This window comes from Oligoflexus sp., from assembly GCF_035712445.1.
GTDB lineage: Bacteria > Bdellovibrionota_B > Oligoflexia > Oligoflexales > Oligoflexaceae > Oligoflexus.
The window spans coordinates 80,591-96,815 of the sequence record NZ_DASTAT010000038.1 but is presented as its reverse complement, the minus strand read 5'-3'; the positions used below and the strand labels follow the sequence as shown (position 1 = coordinate 96,815).

Genomic DNA, 16,225 nt, shown 5'->3' with positions numbered 1-16,225 from the left:
AAAGCGTGAAGAAAGGGGGGCGAATTCCTGCAAAATTCGCCGTCTGGTATGAATTAGAGGCCCAGGAGCGGGGCCATCATCGCGGCCAGGGCATCCTCCCAACGCGGGGGCTGAAAGCCAAAGCTTTCCTCGATGCGGGCCAACGAAAGACGTGAATTATGGGGACGTTTGGCTGGTGTCGGATATTCCGAACTTGGACAGCCATCCACTTTTTTCACCTGAAGATTGGCCCCATAAGCGCGGGCCAGCCGGAAGATTTCCTCGGCAAACGCGTGCCAGTTCGTGCAGCCGCGATCGGTGAGGTGATACACGCCCTGATGCGCGGTGAAGGTCGCGGGAAAACCATGAATGCGGCCGAGCTGCACAAGGTTTTGCGTGAAGTTCGCCAGCGTGCGTGCGCTGGTGGGTGCCCCGAATTGATCGTTCACGATTCTGAGCGCTTCCTTTTCACGGCCGAGCTTCAGCATGGTCTTCACGAAATTGTGCCCATAAACACCATAAACCCATGACGTCCGCAGCGTAATGTAAGCCGCGCCGCTGGCCATAAGATTGGCCTCGCCCTGCCACTTGCTTTGCCCATAAACATTATTCGGCGCAATGCGCTCGTCTTCATGATAGGGGCTGTTGCCCTCGCCCGAATAAACATAATCGGTCGAGAAGTGAACGACACCGGCGCCTATCTCACGCGCCACGCGGCCGATGATGGCCGGAGCCGTGGCGTTCACAAGGAAAGCCCGCTCCTGATCGCTCTCGGCCTTGTCCACCGCGGTATAGGCTGCAGGATTCACGATCAGGTCGGGTTTGACCGAACGGATCGCCTGTTCCAAGGCCGCAGCATCGCAAAGATCAAGCGTCTCAGCGGGCACGGCCGCCACGCGATCCTGGGGGCCTTTGAAGGCGGTAACTTCGGCGATCGGCGCCAGGGCCTGCCAGATTTCAAAGCCTGCCTGCCCATTGGCTCCTGTCAGAAATATGCGCGGACGCTTCATCATGCTTCACCTGCCCAGCTGCGGATATTATGGGTTCAGACCTTTGACCAGAGTCTTCTCGTCTTCAAACTGCATATCCATCGCGCCAAACGCTGTTCCGAGGTGCAGGCTGGCCGACAGTTTTAATTTTAAATCCTTGGGGTTCTTCAAATACTTTTTCATGAGCTTGAGGGCCACATCAGGGTCCATGACGAAGGGCAGGCGGGCCGTGCTGTGCTCCTTGGCTTCGAGCACGATCACGTCCGTATGCTGGCCCTTGCCCAGTTCCATATCCAGACCGCGGACCCGGTAATCGAGGTTTTCGATTTCCACCCGGAAGGCGTTGGGATTCACGATATCCAGGACGAAAACGAGATCGATGCGATGGACGCTGAAGGACTGAACGTCGACCTGAACGAGTTTGATTTCGGGCTTTTCGGCCACCCACCCGATCATTTGCCGGAAATACGTGCACCCGCCGATCAGAGCCAGACCTGATAACAGAAGCACAAGACTCAAACGCCGGCGGTCCAACATCAGCCCCTCCTGGATTGTGGAGCGATGGCTTCAGACGTCTGCCAGAAGCTTCAGGACACGGTCACTGCCCAGTTCCTTCAGGAAACCCGGCAGGCGTGGCCCTTGATCGCGACCGATGATCTTCTGATAGACGGCCGTGAAAAATTCTTTGCCATCGCAGCCCGTCGTATGAATGATATCATCATAGAGGCGCTGGTTTAAATCCTTCGCTTCGATAGCCCCAAGGTCGATTTTTTGCAAAAGACCACGCAGGGCGACCACGGCTTCCTTCTGCTTATCCGACATCGGGATGGCGACCGGCTCCTTGTGAATGGAATAGCGGAATTCGTCGGGCGCGTAATCCTGCACCCAATTCCAGGCACGCTGGCAACGGCTCAGGAATGCCGCCTTGTCCGCGGCCGTCACGGCCTTGTCCTTGTAATAAGCGGCCCAGGTCCGCTCAAAATCACCATCGCAGAGCTGCAGGCGGCCGGTGAGTTCGCGGAATGGCGCCCGGTAAGGAGCCTGAGCCGGGACATCGGTGCCAAGGCAGGAGAGTTCATAAGCCCGGCGCATGACCGGCCACTTGCCGGGATTGTCCGGCATGGGCTGCAGGACAAAGAGTTCGGCGCGGTCGAACTCGTCATAGACCTTGATCACATCGGTGTCGAAGGCTATGGAAAAGTCGGTATTGGGTCTTTGGTTGGCGAAAATCCACCGCACCATCTGCGGCTCATAGACAGCCATCGCTTCGGACAGGGTGATAAGCTCGCCCTTGGACGAGGACATTTTTCCCGTTCCGCCTTTGATCAGGACGAAATCGTACTGCAGATACTGCGGCGCTTCACGGCCCCAGACATCCTTCACGATGCGCTTGCCGGTATCATAGGAACCGCCGTCGCTCGAATGGTCCTTGCCACCCGGCTCGAAGTCCACGCCTTCAAAAGCCCAGCGCATCGGCCAGTCGGTCCGCCAGTTCAGTTTCAAATTCGAGGTCTTCCTGATGTCGACCGTTTCCTCGTGACCGCAGCTGGAACACTTGTAGGAATAGTCATAACCACCGGGATAGCGCTCATAATCCATGCGATCGCGCTGGCATTGACTGCAGTAAATCGTGGTGGGCAGCCAGTCGGTTCCCAGAGGTTCCGCGCGGTAGGCATCGAGGATCCCCCGAATCACATCGCGTTTTTCCAAAGCGACCTTGATGGACTCGGCATAAAGACCAGCGCCATAGCGATCAGACTGATACAAAAATTCCGGATCGATGCCGACCTGTTTCAATTCCTCTTCAAAAACGCGTTCGTTGTGCGCGGCGTAGCTCTTGTCTTCGCCGTAAGGATCGGGAACGCGACTGATAGGGCGACGCAGGTTTTCCGTCAGCATCTCCTGATTGGGCAGGTTGACAGGAACCTTCCTCAGGGTATCGAAATCATCCCAGCTGTAAATGAAGCGAACCTTTTTTCCCAAAGAACGCAGCGCGCGAGCCACGAGATCGACCGTGATCACCTCACGGAAATTTCCGATGTGGACAACGCCGCTGGGCGTGATACCACTCGCCACGGTATAAGATTCTTTGTCGCCGCATGCAGCTGCCACGCGGGCGGCAGCCTGGTCGGCCCAATGGGGGGTCAGGGGCTTCATGAATTACCTTCGTGCTGGAAATGCGTTTACGAACGGAACCGGTTAGTTTTAGCATACGAAGGGCTCAAGGCAAGAGAAAACCGGGCAAGACCGCCGCCTTGAAGCCCTTGACACGCCATGAGGACTTGGATGAAAAAAGAGCATATTTACCGTGTACGTTTTGTGGAAAAAAGTCAGTCCGCGCCGATGGAAGCCCTGGTTCGGCACGTCGAGCCGAGTACGCTGCCTGGCTTGGTTTGTCTCCGCGACTTCGTCTTCAAGGACGCGACCAAGATGATCATACTCCCGGAAGAGGACGCCGCCAGCAAACGCTTTCGGAGCACCATCTCGATGCATATCCCGTATCACAACATCCTGTTTGTCGAGGAGATTCATGACGAGCCCGTGGACGTGAAAGCCTTGCCCTTTCTGAAGGAAGTCACCGATCATTCGGAGCAGGACTGAAGCTCTCGCGTCATAAAAATTCGTTTTCCCATTCCATACCCCTCTGAAAAGTTCGAACAGGCATGGCAGCAGCCCTTCGCCATGCTATTGATCACAGTGACGATTTCCCTGCCTCCATTTGCCTCACGAAAATTAACTCAACTCCTGCGCGTGAACGGCGAAGGTGGTCCCTTGTCAGGCAAGTGGATAAGAGGACAGAACTATGGCACAGCTCAAGAAAATTCCGGTCTCCAAGGTTCCTGATTCCGAGGCGAGTCCAGCACAGAAAGTCTGGGGCCTGGATTGGTCGCAGCATTTTCCCAAAACCCTGACGGCCTCGATCACTGTCGACCGCATCACGGCTCAGGAAGCCTGGCCTTTGGTGGATAAGCTTTTTCCTGAAGTCTATCAAAGGGACGACACGGCGCAGCGTTTTGCAGAGAACGGCGGAGCCGATCCCAAAAAACGCTATTATGAAGCGCTCGGTGACTTTTTCGTCTTCGAGGATCAGGCCCAGAAAAATCGGGTGATGGGCCTCGCTGTCGGCACCCTGCTCGACTGGAGCAGCTATAATTTTCGCAATATCGCCGTGCATCCCGACTATCAAAACCTCGGTCTCTATCCCTTGTTTTTCGACTATCTCGCGACCGTGATGAAGGCCCATGGCGTAAGGCGCATCGAAGGGGATGTGGCGCCCAGCAACCAGCATCATCTGCATGTGCTGAATAAAATGGGCTGCGTGGTCAGCTCCCTCGGCTATTCCGAGCGCTGGGGCGTGCTTTTGCACATGACCCGCTATCTTCACGAAGCGGATCGCGAGCAATGCGCCCGCTTGTTCTCGATGACGGCGTCCAGCGATATTGCCGGCACGCAGCGTTCTGATCGTAAAAAATGACCTAAAATGGGGATGGTCCCCAGCTTTCATACCCAAGTCAGGAGTCGAAAATGAAAAAGAAATACGCTTTGTCGACTTTCTAAGTTGATTGAAACCTGCTCCGCTCGTCGGAGCAGGTCCCTCCTTTCAGGAAGGATGGCCCGATGCTTATCTATCAGAATCTGACCCAACACATTCAGGACTATTTCAAAACGCTGAAGCGAACAAACAGTTTCTATCAGCGGATCTTCAACGGAACGCTGACAGCAGCGGAACTCGCCTGCTTCCTGCAGAACGTCAGTTTCCTGACGGCGCATACGCCCGAGCATCTGACGCTGGCCGCGACGACTGCCAGAGCGCAGGGTCACGAGCCGCTGGCCCATTATTTCGAAGAAAAATTCCGCGAGGAAGTGGGGCATGACCAGTGGGGCATCGAGGATGTCGCCGCTCTCAGAAAGCGTTTTCCCATCACCCAGGACCAGATCGGGATCGTTTCCGAAATGCAGGTGCTGGTGGCCAGCAATGAGGCCATGATCCTGCGCGATCCCTTCCAATATTTCATTTATATCCTTTATGCGGAATACTTCACGGTCCTCGCGGGACCGACCTGCGTCCGGGCCATCGAGAACAACAGCAAGATCCCGCCCGGGATGATGACCATCATCAGCAAACACGCGGAACTCGATCAGCACCATATCGCCGAGTGGGCCAAGGATGCGGAAGAAGTGGGACTGAATTCGGCCCACTGCGCCGCGTATCGCAAGGTGCTCGATGGCATCATGGACCGCTATTCCCTTTTCTGTGAGGCTTTGACGCGACCCCATGAAAAAGCAGCTTAAAAATGCGGATATTCCGCCTGATTGGACCTTGATCGACGATCTGCATGACCAACGCCGAATCGGCGACTGCACCCTGATCATGCGCGGCTATGCCTGCCAGCGGATCTCCGATCAGCTGATCGTGACCGGCAGCTGGGCCGGCTGGGAAGAATCCCCGCTGGACAAGGCCCGCCTGGAGCTTCGGGAAAGGCTCGCGCTGGTGCAGGCCATGGATCAATCCGCTCGCATCTGGCCGCTGCTTCACATCGTCAGCCGGAAAAAAACGGGATTCGCTCGCGGATCGCAGCTATTCCCTAGCTCTGATGATCCCAGGACCATGCAGTTCGCACGATCCAATGGCGTCGCATCAGGCGAGAATTTTGCTGATGCCGCGCGACGTGCGGCCTTTGAAATCGTGGAACGGCATATGGTTCTGGCCAGCTGGTACGGGGCTTCGCGCCCTCAGGCCTGCACCCTGCCGCTGCCTGCCGCTCTGCAAAGTCTTTCGTCGCTTTTTGATTTTCAGCATTATGATTTTGGATCGTTCTACGTCCACGACTGCGGCAGCGTTTTCGTGCGCGGCACTTTCCTCTGGCCGCTTCATGACGAAATGCCCGTGATTTATGGATTCGGGGCCGGTGCAAGCGAGGAAGAGGCAGGCATCAAAGCCTTGAGCGAAGCAGTGCAGCGCCTTGCGTTCCTCGACCCTTTGGATGCCCCGAAAGACGAGCCCAACTTCAGTCCGACGCCCGACTTTCATCAGGACTATTTTCTGCATCCCGCACGCAAGCCCCGGCTTCGGGCATGGCTTCAGGGCGAGGCTTCGCATCCTGGCTTCCCGGTGGATCATTGCCGTTCCGGGATTGCGCAGGCTTTGGATCTGACCGTTCGCGGCTCTGGGCACGGCGCGGTGGTGCGGGTTATGATTTCAGGGACGCTTCCGCTGGTATTCGGCCGATTTCAACCGTTGGCATGGCCGAAGCTGCCGGCTGATTTCTTAATTCACCCAATTGTGTAAAGACAGGGTGGGCCTGGCCGGGCGCTCGGGCCATCGCCAGCCTTATCAGAAAAGCCGAGCCCTGCTGGGCATCTGAATCCACAAGGCTCAAGGAGCCCCCGTAAAGCTCGACGAGTCTTTTGGTGAGCTTCAGCCCAATACCGTCCTTGCCCGGCAGTCGATCCGCCTCTTCGGTGATGAAATGAAAATTCTGCATCGAAAGCCCCGTTCCATTGTCCCGCACGAACAGGTTCACATGCTCAGAATCGGGAACGTCGAACTGCATGATGAGGGTGGGATTCGCGACCTTATGCTCCAAAAGGTTGGAGACCGCATTGGAATAAAGATTCTGCACGACCTGATTCAGTTCAGGCTGGGGAAAGGACACCCGCAGCTCGGGATCCACCTGGCACTCGAACTTCAGCTTTTTATAAACAGCCTGCTCGTGAAGATACGAAAGCATGCGCAGCGCCGCCTGATGCGCGATGTAGGGCGAGGCCTGACGGGCATTGACGGCGCTGTCTCTTATGGAAAGGCGCAGGTTGCCGATGAAATCGGTGATCTGCTGCAGACAGAAGCGAAGGCGCTCGACATAACGATGCGTGACGGCCTGATCCCCTGTGCCTTCTTCCAGCTGGGAAACGGAAAGACCCATGATGGTGAGGGGCGTGGCAAGATCGTGTATGAAGAGCCCGGTCACGCGGCCGAGCTGCAGGTAGCGGGAATCCTCCGCCTTGCGCAGGATCCAGCGGTGGATCTCCTGCTCCGAGGCGACGTTGCGTTCCACCATGTCGTTGAAAGTCTTCTGATACCAGGCCAGGGTCGGATAGGTGCTGAGCGGCAGGCCGCGCGGATCCAAAGGCTGCCCCTGGCTGCCGTGAAAGGTGATCAAAGACTCGATTCCGCTGGTGATCTGACGACGACTCGACACATAGATCTGACTGATGAAGTAAATGCCAAAAGCCGAGAGATAAAGGATCTGAACCAAAGACCACCAGGGGGAATAGCTCTTATCGAAGGGAATCAAACAGATCATGCCCAGCCAGAAGACCAGCACGCCCATAATGGCGAGTATTTCAAAACTCTGGAAAATGCGGGCATTCGGTAAGGGATTGACCTTGCGGAACACATCCGACCAATTGCTTTTGAGATGCACGAGCTTCAATGTCTCGCTGACTTGATTGTGATATCCGAGAAAGCCCATGCCGGCGCCATAGGAAAAGGTGAAGGCACAGATGGCAAAGCCTTTCAAGATGATTTCGAGGGCACTGTAACGATCGCCCCATACCCAGAGACCATACATAAAACATGGAGTGACCTTCAGGAAACTGACGGCGATCACGAACGAAGCTCGCTGCCAAGGGAATTCAGCCATAGCTTTATAGATCGTCAGCCGCTCTTCGATATCATTCATCGCGAAGAGTGTGAGCCTGGGCTGCGGAAAAAAATGTCGCGTCTTGGGAAAGTACCGATGAAAAGTTTTGACATCAAAAGGGTAAAGGACAAAAAGCAAACCAAAATCAATCACGAAAAAACCAAGCAGCTCCAGGAAGGTAGGCCGGAAGAAAACGATAAGCATCGGAATCATTACAAGTGACATAGCGATATTAACTTTGGGATCGACCATGACGGTGTCACGTTGCATAGCGAAGAAGCTCCTGAATGGCCGGGTCTCTGGGAGGGCCTGCTTGACCTGTTTAACCGCCAATACCGGGGACTTCGATTCGAACGCACATTGAAACATCCAAAGCTTGGATTTCGCAATCGAAGTCAAGGTCTTGGCAAGCTGAAAAAATACGTCAAAAACAGTCGTTCGTCCAGGGGACTTGTTGGATGGTTGCCATAGTTTTACCGAAAATTTCCCTCAGTTTCGCGGGATCAACTGCCGATGCCAACTCGGTCATCTCCCTTAAGGAGTCGAAATGAAGCGTTCCAGTGTCTATTGGCTGCTGCCTGCCGTTGATGATCAACATCATCGACGTGCCAGCATACTCGATGACATTGGCTACCAGGTTTTCTTTTTCGAAAATTTCGAAACCTTGATCAAGGAAATCTGCGTCAAGCGTGCTCAGATCCTGATTCTGGGCGACGAGTGGCCGAGCGTTGAGGCCATCAGCTACGCGCATGCCTTCGCCAACATACCCGACATCAATGCGGCCCGGCTTCTCGTTTCCAACTCCCGAAATGACTTCGCGCTGATGGATGCGGCGATGAACGAGGGCTTCCGCGACATCATCCCCGCGGATCTGGAAGATCATGAATGGCTGCAGCGCTTTGAATTTGCGACTTCGGGCGTGGAATCCATACTCTCGCTTCATAAGGATCTGGATGTCGTCGGCGAGCCGGTCGACATCATGGTCCCCGCCCGCCTTGTGTGGGTTGGAGCGCAGCAGGTCTGGATGGAAACGAGGAGCTGCCCGCGGGTGGGTGACAGCCTCAAGATGGAAGGCGGTTTCGCGCGTTCGCTTGGGCTTGAGACGATCAACGTCCAGGTGCAGCAGAAGCAGCAGACCAACCTTACCTACAGGTTTTCCGAGGCGATCATTGCCAGCTGGTATCAGGACGCCGTGATCAACGCGGATCCGCAGAAGATCATTGATACGCTCGATACGCTGCACCGGGTGGACCTTGGGCAGCGGCCGAAAATATTCCTGGCCATCCAATCGCCGGCCCTGCGCACGACGCTTCTGAAGTATCTCGATAAGCGGAAGTATGAGGTGCACACCGCGCTGCAGAAACAAAGCCTGATTTATGAACCGAAGTACTTCAGCCCGGATCTGGTCTTTGTCGAGGATCGACTGACCCATGGTGATGCCAAGCGGAATTTCTATGAGCTGCTCCGCTATCTGCCCGAGCATGCCTGCATCGTGAATATCGGCGGCAAGGAAAGCCCGACGGCCAAGAACAGCAATGCGCCGCGGCGAACCTGGACCTTGAAGCACGTGCCGGTGAATCTGTCCGATCTGATCGAGAGGGAATACCTTGCGGGTCTGGCGCAGAGGCGACCCAATTCGAATGACAAGCAGGCCTCGTTTCCACCGGCCGATCATGCCTATTCCTTTGCCCAGCTGCATATGAGCGCCGAGCTTCTGAAGGCCGATTACCTGCAGTTCAATATCCGCACGATGACCCGCATCGGGCCCTACTCCCTGATTAAAATCGTCAGCCCGCGCTTTCAGGAAAAACTGGGCGGGCCGCTTTATGTGAAGGTCATCGAGAGCCCGGAAACAGGCTCATCCGGTCCTTACATCTGCAAAGCCCACATCTGCAATCTAACCCAGGCTCTTCGTGTGACAGCTCCGAATCCGGCCGACCAGGTCGCCGGCGACTAGAGATCATCGCTCGGCATTTCACCTGTAATACCCTGCGCCACGCGTTCCGCCAAAGCCGCAATCGTTGCCGAGGGGTTGGCCCCGACCGCGGTCGGGAAAAGACTGCCATCGGCCACATAAAGATTGCGATAGTGATGAACCGCCCCGAAGCTTTCCGGCTGGCTGCTCGTCACACCCTGCTGAGCGGTCGGCGCAAGGCGGCAGCCTCCCAGAGGATGCACGGTCACGTTGCGGCGCATCGGCCAGCTCCAGGTGGGCATGTGAAACATGATCCGCCCGTTCACCACCTTTTTGAATTGCCGGACTGATTGGTCGATGGCGTCATAGAGTTTGCGACTGTTCTGAGTTGGCCAGTGTATTGCGAGCTTCCCAAAGGAATCGAGTTCCATGCGGCCATCGCTCTTATCGAGCCCCATGCAAAGATGCACGCTGGTTTTATACGAAAGATCGTTGCTTAAAAAACGGTTGAGTATGCCCCCCACGCGGCGGCCGAGGGTGGGATGTTTGATCCAGGTGCGGATCATCTCGACCAGGCCTCGCCAGAAGGCTTTGACCTTGAAAATAGCCGGTTTTTGTCCTTCGATAAACCAGGCGAGGATATTGGGATAGGAGGCGTCCTCCATGATGAAGGCGCGTTCCTTATCAAAATTCTCGAAGAGGTTGAAGTCGATGCGCTGGGTGATCACAGGCCCATAATTCGGATTCGCCGGTCGATCTGCATCGACGATGAACGAGAGGAAATCGCCGTTGCCGGAAAAACCATGACCAAGGTACGGGCTGATTTTAGGCAGCGTTTTCATCCTATCGCGGCACTTCAGAAGAAGCTCATTGGTCCCCAGTGTCCCTGCCGAGGCCACCACGCGGCGCACGCGGAAGGGCCGCACGTTGCCGTTGGTCAGATCCCGCACCAAAACCTCATAACCGAACTGCCCATCCGCCGTGGGATCCACATGCCCTGAGGCATTCAAAGGTGCAATGCTCTGGGCCTCATGTTCGGTCAGGATACGCGCCCCGTATTTATGCTCGGCGACATGCAGGTAGTTGCGATCGGTGGAATTTTTCGCCTGGATATTGCAGCCGACGTCGCATTCTGCGCAGTAATTGCAAGAGCTTTGCAGAGCCCCATAGCGATTGGTTTCCTGAAGGCCGGGATCCAGCGGCCTGGCCGGATCCTTGCCGAAGTAGACCATAAGCGGCACCAGCTCGGATTTTCTGCCAAGGGCCTTGGCCGCCTTGGAAAAATATTGGGTGCGCGTCATGTTCCGGCGCGGATCATTTTCCGCAGTTGGAATCGTTCGCGCTCCGAGCACTTTTTTGGTGACGGCATAATAGGGTTCCAGATCCTTTTTTTTGCAGCTGGCAGGCCAGCGTTCATCAAAGATGGCCTCGGGCGGTTCCAACCAGACGTTCGCATAGATTAGGGAACCACCACCAAGCCCGGCCGCCTGCACGACATCAATATGATCATAGCTTCGGATATCAAAGAGTCCATTGGTGGACTCCTTCGGTACAAACCGCGGACGGCGATGACCATCCTCTCTTTGCACGAAAAAGTTATTGGCCATATCATGCGGCGAACGCGGGAAAGCCCCAAAACCATAGCGTTTGCCACGCTCCACCACCATCACGTCCTGCGGCCATTTCCTGGCAAGCCGACAGGCCAGGACTCCACCACCGAAACCGGAACCGATGACCAGGGCTTCAGCATCAAATTTCATACGGATGCCTCCTGCCCTTGCAGAAACTTGAGAATGCCGGGGAAGACATCGCGCGCGGCGTGCTGCCCCATGAAAATATCCTGATGACCATACCCAGGGATTTCCCAGTACTGGACCGGCAGGTTCGAAGCTTTTTTGCGAAGCTCTTCATAAAGCGCGCGATTGGCTCCTGGGAATATATGATTTTCGCGACCGCTGATGAGAAGCAGGCGCGGCTGCTTTTTCTGGCAGAACGCCTCCAGATAGGACGCCGGCAGCGTGAGCTCCCCACGCACCCCGGCCTTCATAGGACAGGCGTGGCCGCTTTTGACCATTTTGCTGATGTGACGATAGTAGTTCATGGATGTCCCACCGAAAAGATCGGCGAGTCGCCCATGGGTCAGCACACTCATATTGCTGTGCTGATAGGCTGCGGGATGTCCAGAGCCCCACATGAAGCTAATGAAGTGGCAGGCCGGATCGCGGCATTCCCTGTGGAAAAGCCCAAGTATGGGCACCAGCCATTTGCCAAGGGCAAAGCCGGGGAACTGCGGCATGCGAGGACTTACATAGGGATAGCGCAGAACTTTTTCGACCAGGAAGGGGGCAAACATCAGCTTCATGCGTGACCAAGTGCTCACGCGCGGCGTCAGGCCCACGCTATTGATGGTCACCGAAGCCAGTCCAGGATAGGATTGCAGGGCCATGCTCAGCATGGTGCTGATGCCGCCCACGCAATGGGCGATGATATGAAGGCGCGCCTTGGGTCCAACCGCCGCCCGAATTTTTTCCAGAGCCGGCGGGATATCATAGGCCGCGACATCATCCAGGGTGAAGCGATGCGGCTCCAGGTTATAGTTGAAGCGCCCGCTGCCGCGCCAGTCCAGGGACCAGACATCACCATAGCCATGATCAAGAAGATAATCGACGAGGTTCTGATGTTCCGGCATGATGAACATGTCGGTCGACGTGGTAAGCCCATGCAGGAGCACCACGACGTCGTCACCGGCCTTGCGATGAAAACGCTGCAAATCAAGGGTCAAACCATCCCTCGTATCAAAGGCGTGATGCGTGATCGTCGCGTCGCTGACACCGCGCTCGGTGTGCACGGGAATCGCCACCTTCGACCAGAGTTCAGGTTCGGACTGCATGAAGCCAGGAGCATACGAGGTCCAGAGATTGCCTAGGAATTCACCACCAAAGAGCGTGAGCGCACGGGCGCGTTCCAGGATGGTGCGCCCGGAACTTTTGAAAGTCGTCAGCTGACGCGCGAAGTCTTCGGCCGTCAGATGCAGGATGCCCTGGGCTGCGACCTGATCCGGGGCCTTGTCGGAATGCCCTTTCCAGAGCCTTGTATAGAGCGTCGTGGTCTGGTTCCAGACTTCCGCCATGGCGCCGTCACGCACTGTCTTATAGCCATAAAACGTCCAGGGTTCGCCCTTTTTGTTTCTTAGGTAAAGCGTGTAATGCATCTCGCGCGCGATGGTGCTCGCCTGATCAGGAGCCGGCTGCACGAAGAGGTTGAAGGTCCCTTTTTCCACCTGAAGATCACCGCCCGCCGCATCCGCTTCGACTTTGCCAATGGCCTCGGCCTTCAGCGAGGGATCTTTCACAAAACGATCGATGTCGGGAATCTGGATCGTCAACCGGAATTTGACGGCGCGTCCCTGGGACTGGCCCTTCTGAAAGGCCGACTCGTAGCACTGCTGCTCATCACGACCAAAGTCCTGCGTGGCTCCGCTGAAATCACAGTATCCGTGCATGTCTTCAGTAAATGCGAGAGAAACAGGCGCGCTTGTCATAGCCATCCTTTTTCGAAAGAAGGGTCTTCGTTCGTCCGTGGTTTTTATTATAAACAATTTTTGCAAAATCCGGACAGAACCCGCGCCGGGCAATAAGTTCAGCTACATAAAATCACACCGCCCCCCCTTATTCGATAAACGAGAAAGGACGCTATTCCGAAGAAAATTCGGGACAAAGAAGAAGTACGGGAAACACCGCTTTAGCAGCTGGGCCTTGACCGACTTAACTTTTCCATGCAAAAACCGAGAACTCATCAGAATCAATGGGAATCTTTTATGCTCTCCGGCCGCTCCATTGGGATCATAGTCTGGCTGCTCCTTGGGTGGATGAAACCCTTGTCAGCCAATACCCTCGTGTTGTCTCCAGCACAGGGGCGCTATGATCTGGTCCCGTTCGTGAGCGCCTTCGAAGATAAGGAAGGCCGCTTTTCGGTCGAGGACATACGCAATATAGATCAGGCAGGATCGTTTATTCCGGTCTCCGATCTGCACAAAAGCAGCTTTGGCTTCACCCGCAGCACCATTTGGTTCAAAGTCTCGATCCGGAATGAAAGCGAGCGCCTGCAATGGATTTTGGGCTCCCTGCGGCCGGATTTTTATCTCTTTGAAGTCTTCATCTGGCAGGGCGACTCACAGATCGCAGCTAAAAATATAGGCACTCTGCATCATCCCCGTGATCCGTATACACGAATGCCGTTTGGGCGCTTCGAGCTGCCTCGCGACCAGGATCTCACGGTCTACTTCCGCATTCGCAGTGATCTGCAGCTCGCCATCAACTTCATCGTGCTCGACGATCAGCACCATCTGGATCAGGCCACGCTGGAAAATTCGATCTTCTATGCTTACTACGGCTGCCTTTTCGCGCTGCTCGTCTATAACCTTTGCCTCTTCATCTTCATTCGCTACAAAGATTATCTGATGTACGTGTTCTTTTCGAGCGCCATGCTGCTCAACGCCATTGTCCAGGGCGGTTACGCCGAGATGTGGGGCTTTCCCTGGCCGCTTGCCAGCACGCGGGATGCGCATCTTGTGATCTGTCTGCCCGCGATCGCGGCCATGCTTTATACCCGCAGTTTTCTGAACCTCGCCCGCATTGCCCCGAAGCTCGATAAGCTGATCCTGAGCGTCGTGTGCCTGGCTGTGGGTCTGGCGCTTCTCCTCATGACGCCCTGGGGTTTTTCCTTCTCCCGCTATGTGAGCCTCTTCGATCTCTTCTCGCTCTTTTTCGTCTTTCTGGGCGCTGTGACCGCCATTCGTCATGGCGACCGCACCGCTGTCGTTTTCCTGATCGGTTGGGGATCTTTGGCCAGCAGCGTGGCCGTGTGGGTGCTCGGCAACGTCGGCGTCATCAGCAAAACCACCTGGGTCGCCGTCTCGCCTTTGATGGGCAATATGCTGGAGATGGTCCTGATGTCGATCGCCCTGGCGCTCCGCATCAAGGAAATTCAGCAAAGCCGCATTGAAGCGGAGATGAAGGCTCGCGAACGGGATAACCTTCAGCATCTTCTGCGCATGGTTTGCCATGATATCAGTAATCCCATCTCGATTATCAAGACGGTCTTCTTCCTGGCCTCGCGCCGCAGTCAGCTGAAGCCTGATGAATTGAAGCAGTGGGAGCGGGTGAAGCGGGCGTCGGATTCCATCGAAGGGATCATCAACCAGGTTCGCCGCTATGAAGCCTTCCGTTCCGGCAAGCTGGCTTTCGAGCTGAAGCCCTGCTCCCTGCGCAAGGTCTTCGAGGATATCGACTTCTTCTTTCAGACCAAGGCCATTGAAAAGGGCGTGAAACTGTCCTGGCGCTTTATCGAGGAAAGCAATGATATCCTGGTGCTGGCCGACAGCACATCTCTGACCCACGAGATCTTCAATAACCTTGTGTCCAATGCCATCAAATTCACCTCGGAAGGTGGATCGGTGACGCTGGATGCCGAACGCATTGATAATTTCGCGGTGATTACGATTCGGGATACGGGCATAGGCATGCCGCGGGATATACTGAACCTGCTCTTCGATCCCAAGGCCAATATCTCGCGGCGCGGAACCAATAACGAGTCGGGCACAGGCTTTGGAATGCCTCTGGTGAAGACCTTCCTGGAAATGTTCGGGGGCAGCATTCATATCGATTCGGTCGAGCAGCAGACCGGTTCGGTGCAGCACGGCACGACCATCGAAATACGCCTGCGCATTGCAACGAGTGATGTGGCTCTGCCGAAGACCTGAGATTCAACTCTTGGCAATAATACGTAGAATACAGCGTCCGACGCGCACCTCATCGGTGGGCTGCACGCGGTGCATGCCGGTCATCTTCTGGCCGTTCAGAAACGACCCGTTGGTCGAGCCCTGATCCTCGACGAAGACTTCGCCGGTGTCATTGAGCTTAATCATCATATGTTTCCTGGAAATTTCCGAATCCTGATCAAAATGCCCAAAACTGGAGGCGCGGCCGATATAGGCGACCTTCTGGTGCAGGTGGATCGTCTCGCGGCTGCCGTTGCCATACTGCACGATGATTTCCAGGTGAACCTTATGCGCTTGCTTGAGTTCCTTCTCTATCAAGGTATCCACGAGGCTGTTGCTGCGATCCTGTTTTTTCGTGGAACTGAAGAGCGTGGGAATGTGGCGAACGTTCTTTTCATCCTCTAGCGCAAAACGAAAGACCGTTTTGCCGATTTCAATGACATCGCCTTCCTTGAGTTTGGCCTTCACGATGCGCTGGCCGTTGACGAAGGTCCCGTTGCTGCTGTTCATATCGAAGATATGATAGGAATCTTCAATGCACTGAATCTGGCAGTGCGTGGCCGACACCTCGGCGTCAGACACAATGATATCGGCCTTCTCGCGCCCGAAAATGGTATTATCCCGGCGGAGTTTCACCAGCTCATTTTGACTCTTGCCAGAAATACAGACGAGGACGCCGCGCTTGTCTTTGTCCGATTTCCCTTTGGTCGTCATGTCTTCCTCGTATGGTCTACCGATAATGATACCTAAATGACTTGGCCTATACCAGTAGAACTGAGCTTTTTGGTATCAAAAGTAAACCTGTCACTCGTGCTGGGCGGGCTCCCGTGGTCCTGTAACCCGCTTGAATCGGGTCTTCTTCAGATTCCACAAGGCCTCCATAGCGTGGCTTGTTCTGTGCTTAGTGTCTTATGTAGCC

At 55.4% G+C, this 16,225-nt stretch carries 13 protein-coding genes; 6 read left to right on the top strand and 7 right to left on the bottom strand.

Annotated features, from left to right (window positions below; translation table 11 throughout):
* Positions 1-53: 53 nt before the first annotated feature.
* From rfbD to lysS, 3 genes are read right to left on the bottom strand one after another with little or no spacing between them, the layout of a single operon-like run.
* Positions 54-992 carry a dTDP-4-dehydrorhamnose reductase gene (rfbD, locus tag VFO10_RS07995; protein ID WP_325138827.1) on the bottom strand — a complete coding sequence of 313 codons (939 nt, stop codon included), beginning with the start codon at positions 990-992 and terminating at the stop codon, positions 54-56.
* 24 nt (positions 993-1,016) lie between these two features.
* Positions 1,017-1,505, bottom strand: coding sequence for an LEA type 2 family protein (locus VFO10_RS07990; protein WP_325138825.1), 489 nt, complete (start codon positions 1,503-1,505; stop codon positions 1,017-1,019).
* Positions 1,506-1,535: 30 nt separating this feature from the next.
* A complete protein-coding gene (gene lysS, locus VFO10_RS07985) occupies positions 1,536-3,125 on the bottom strand; it encodes a lysine--tRNA ligase (RefSeq protein WP_325138823.1) in 1,590 nt (529 codons plus the stop codon).
* 129 nt (positions 3,126-3,254) lie between these two features.
* On the opposite strand from lysS, the gene VFO10_RS07980 reads away from it, so the two are divergent.
* The 4 genes from VFO10_RS07980 (at position 3,255) to VFO10_RS07965 (ending at position 6,258) form a co-directional block, all read left to right on the top strand.
* Complete coding sequence (locus VFO10_RS07980; RefSeq protein ID WP_325138821.1) at positions 3,255-3,569, top strand: DUF1820 family protein; 315 nt, start codon at positions 3,255-3,257, stop codon at positions 3,567-3,569.
* Between the two features lie 202 nt (positions 3,570-3,771).
* Entirely contained in the window at positions 3,772-4,443 is a 672-nt protein-coding gene (locus VFO10_RS07975) for a GNAT family N-acetyltransferase (RefSeq protein ID WP_325138820.1), read from the top strand.
* Positions 4,444-4,586: 143 nt separating this feature from the next.
* Complete coding sequence (locus VFO10_RS07970) at positions 4,587-5,261, top strand: hypothetical protein (protein WP_325138818.1); 675 nt, start codon at positions 4,587-4,589, stop codon at positions 5,259-5,261.
* Complete coding sequence (locus VFO10_RS07965; RefSeq protein WP_325138816.1) at positions 5,245-6,258, top strand: YcaO-like family protein; 1,014 nt, start codon at positions 5,245-5,247, stop codon at positions 6,256-6,258. The genes VFO10_RS07970 and VFO10_RS07965 overlap by 17 nt, the downstream gene beginning before the upstream one ends.
* Here VFO10_RS07965 and VFO10_RS07960 read toward each other — a convergent pair.
* The gene (locus VFO10_RS07960) at positions 6,161-7,882 is read right to left on the bottom strand and encodes a HAMP domain-containing sensor histidine kinase (protein WP_325138814.1); all 1,722 of its coding nucleotides are present in this window, start codon (positions 7,880-7,882) and stop codon (positions 6,161-6,163) included. The genes VFO10_RS07965 and VFO10_RS07960 overlap by 98 nt on opposite strands.
* Before the next feature lie 277 nt (positions 7,883-8,159).
* Between VFO10_RS07960 and VFO10_RS07955 the strand changes: the two genes are divergently transcribed.
* On the top strand, positions 8,160-9,569 hold the full coding sequence (locus VFO10_RS07955) for a hypothetical protein (protein WP_325138812.1): 1,410 nt from the start codon (positions 8,160-8,162) through the stop codon (positions 9,567-9,569).
* Here the strand turns inward: VFO10_RS07955 and VFO10_RS07950 are convergent.
* On the bottom strand, positions 9,566-11,287 hold the full coding sequence (locus VFO10_RS07950) for a GMC oxidoreductase (protein ID WP_325138811.1): 1,722 nt from the start codon (positions 11,285-11,287) through the stop codon (positions 9,566-9,568). The genes VFO10_RS07955 and VFO10_RS07950 overlap by 4 nt on opposite strands.
* Positions 11,284-13,074: an alpha/beta fold hydrolase gene (locus VFO10_RS07945; protein WP_325138809.1), complete on the bottom strand. Its 1,791-nt coding sequence runs from the start codon at positions 13,072-13,074 to the stop codon at positions 11,284-11,286. The genes VFO10_RS07950 and VFO10_RS07945 overlap by 4 nt, the downstream gene beginning before the upstream one ends.
* Positions 13,075-13,344: 270 nt before the next feature.
* Here VFO10_RS07945 and VFO10_RS07940 point away from each other — a divergent pair, with 270 nt between their 5' ends.
* Positions 13,345-15,288, top strand: coding sequence for a sensor histidine kinase (locus VFO10_RS07940; protein WP_325138808.1), 1,944 nt, complete (start codon positions 13,345-13,347; stop codon positions 15,286-15,288).
* 3 nt (positions 15,289-15,291) lie between these two features.
* On the opposite strand, the gene VFO10_RS07935 is transcribed toward VFO10_RS07940, so the two are convergent.
* The gene (locus VFO10_RS07935; protein ID WP_325138806.1) at positions 15,292-16,020 is read right to left on the bottom strand and encodes an FHA domain-containing protein; all 729 of its coding nucleotides are present in this window, start codon (positions 16,018-16,020) and stop codon (positions 15,292-15,294) included.
* Positions 16,021-16,225 lie beyond the last annotated feature (205 nt).

Bases quoted from the DNA above. Each gene is read 5' to 3' on its own strand.
- rfbD (WP_325138827.1), bottom strand. From the start codon at position 992: ATGATGAAGCGTCCGCGCATATTTCTGACAGGAGCCAATGGGCAGGCA.
- VFO10_RS07990 (WP_325138825.1), bottom strand. From the start codon at position 1,505: ATGTTGGACCGCCGGCGTTTGAGTCTTGTGCTTCTGTTATCAGGTCTG.
- lysS (WP_325138823.1), bottom strand. From the start codon at position 3,125: ATGAAGCCCCTGACCCCCCATTGGGCCGACCAGGCTGCCGCCCGCGTG.
- VFO10_RS07980 (WP_325138821.1), top strand. From the start codon at position 3,255: ATGAAAAAAGAGCATATTTACCGTGTACGTTTTGTGGAAAAAAGTCAG.
- VFO10_RS07975 (WP_325138820.1), top strand. From the start codon at position 3,772: ATGGCACAGCTCAAGAAAATTCCGGTCTCCAAGGTTCCTGATTCCGAG.
- VFO10_RS07970 (WP_325138818.1), top strand. From the start codon at position 4,587: ATGCTTATCTATCAGAATCTGACCCAACACATTCAGGACTATTTCAAA.
- VFO10_RS07965 (WP_325138816.1), top strand. From the start codon at position 5,245: ATGAAAAAGCAGCTTAAAAATGCGGATATTCCGCCTGATTGGACCTTG.
- VFO10_RS07960 (WP_325138814.1), bottom strand. From the start codon at position 7,882: ATGCAACGTGACACCGTCATGGTCGATCCCAAAGTTAATATCGCTATG.
- VFO10_RS07955 (WP_325138812.1), top strand. From the start codon at position 8,160: ATGAAGCGTTCCAGTGTCTATTGGCTGCTGCCTGCCGTTGATGATCAA.
- VFO10_RS07950 (WP_325138811.1), bottom strand. From the start codon at position 11,287: ATGAAATTTGATGCTGAAGCCCTGGTCATCGGTTCCGGTTTCGGTGGT.
- VFO10_RS07945 (WP_325138809.1), bottom strand. From the start codon at position 13,074: ATGGCTATGACAAGCGCGCCTGTTTCTCTCGCATTTACTGAAGACATG.
- VFO10_RS07940 (WP_325138808.1), top strand. From the start codon at position 13,345: ATGCTCTCCGGCCGCTCCATTGGGATCATAGTCTGGCTGCTCCTTGGG.
- VFO10_RS07935 (WP_325138806.1), bottom strand. From the start codon at position 16,020: ATGACGACCAAAGGGAAATCGGACAAAGACAAGCGCGGCGTCCTCGTC.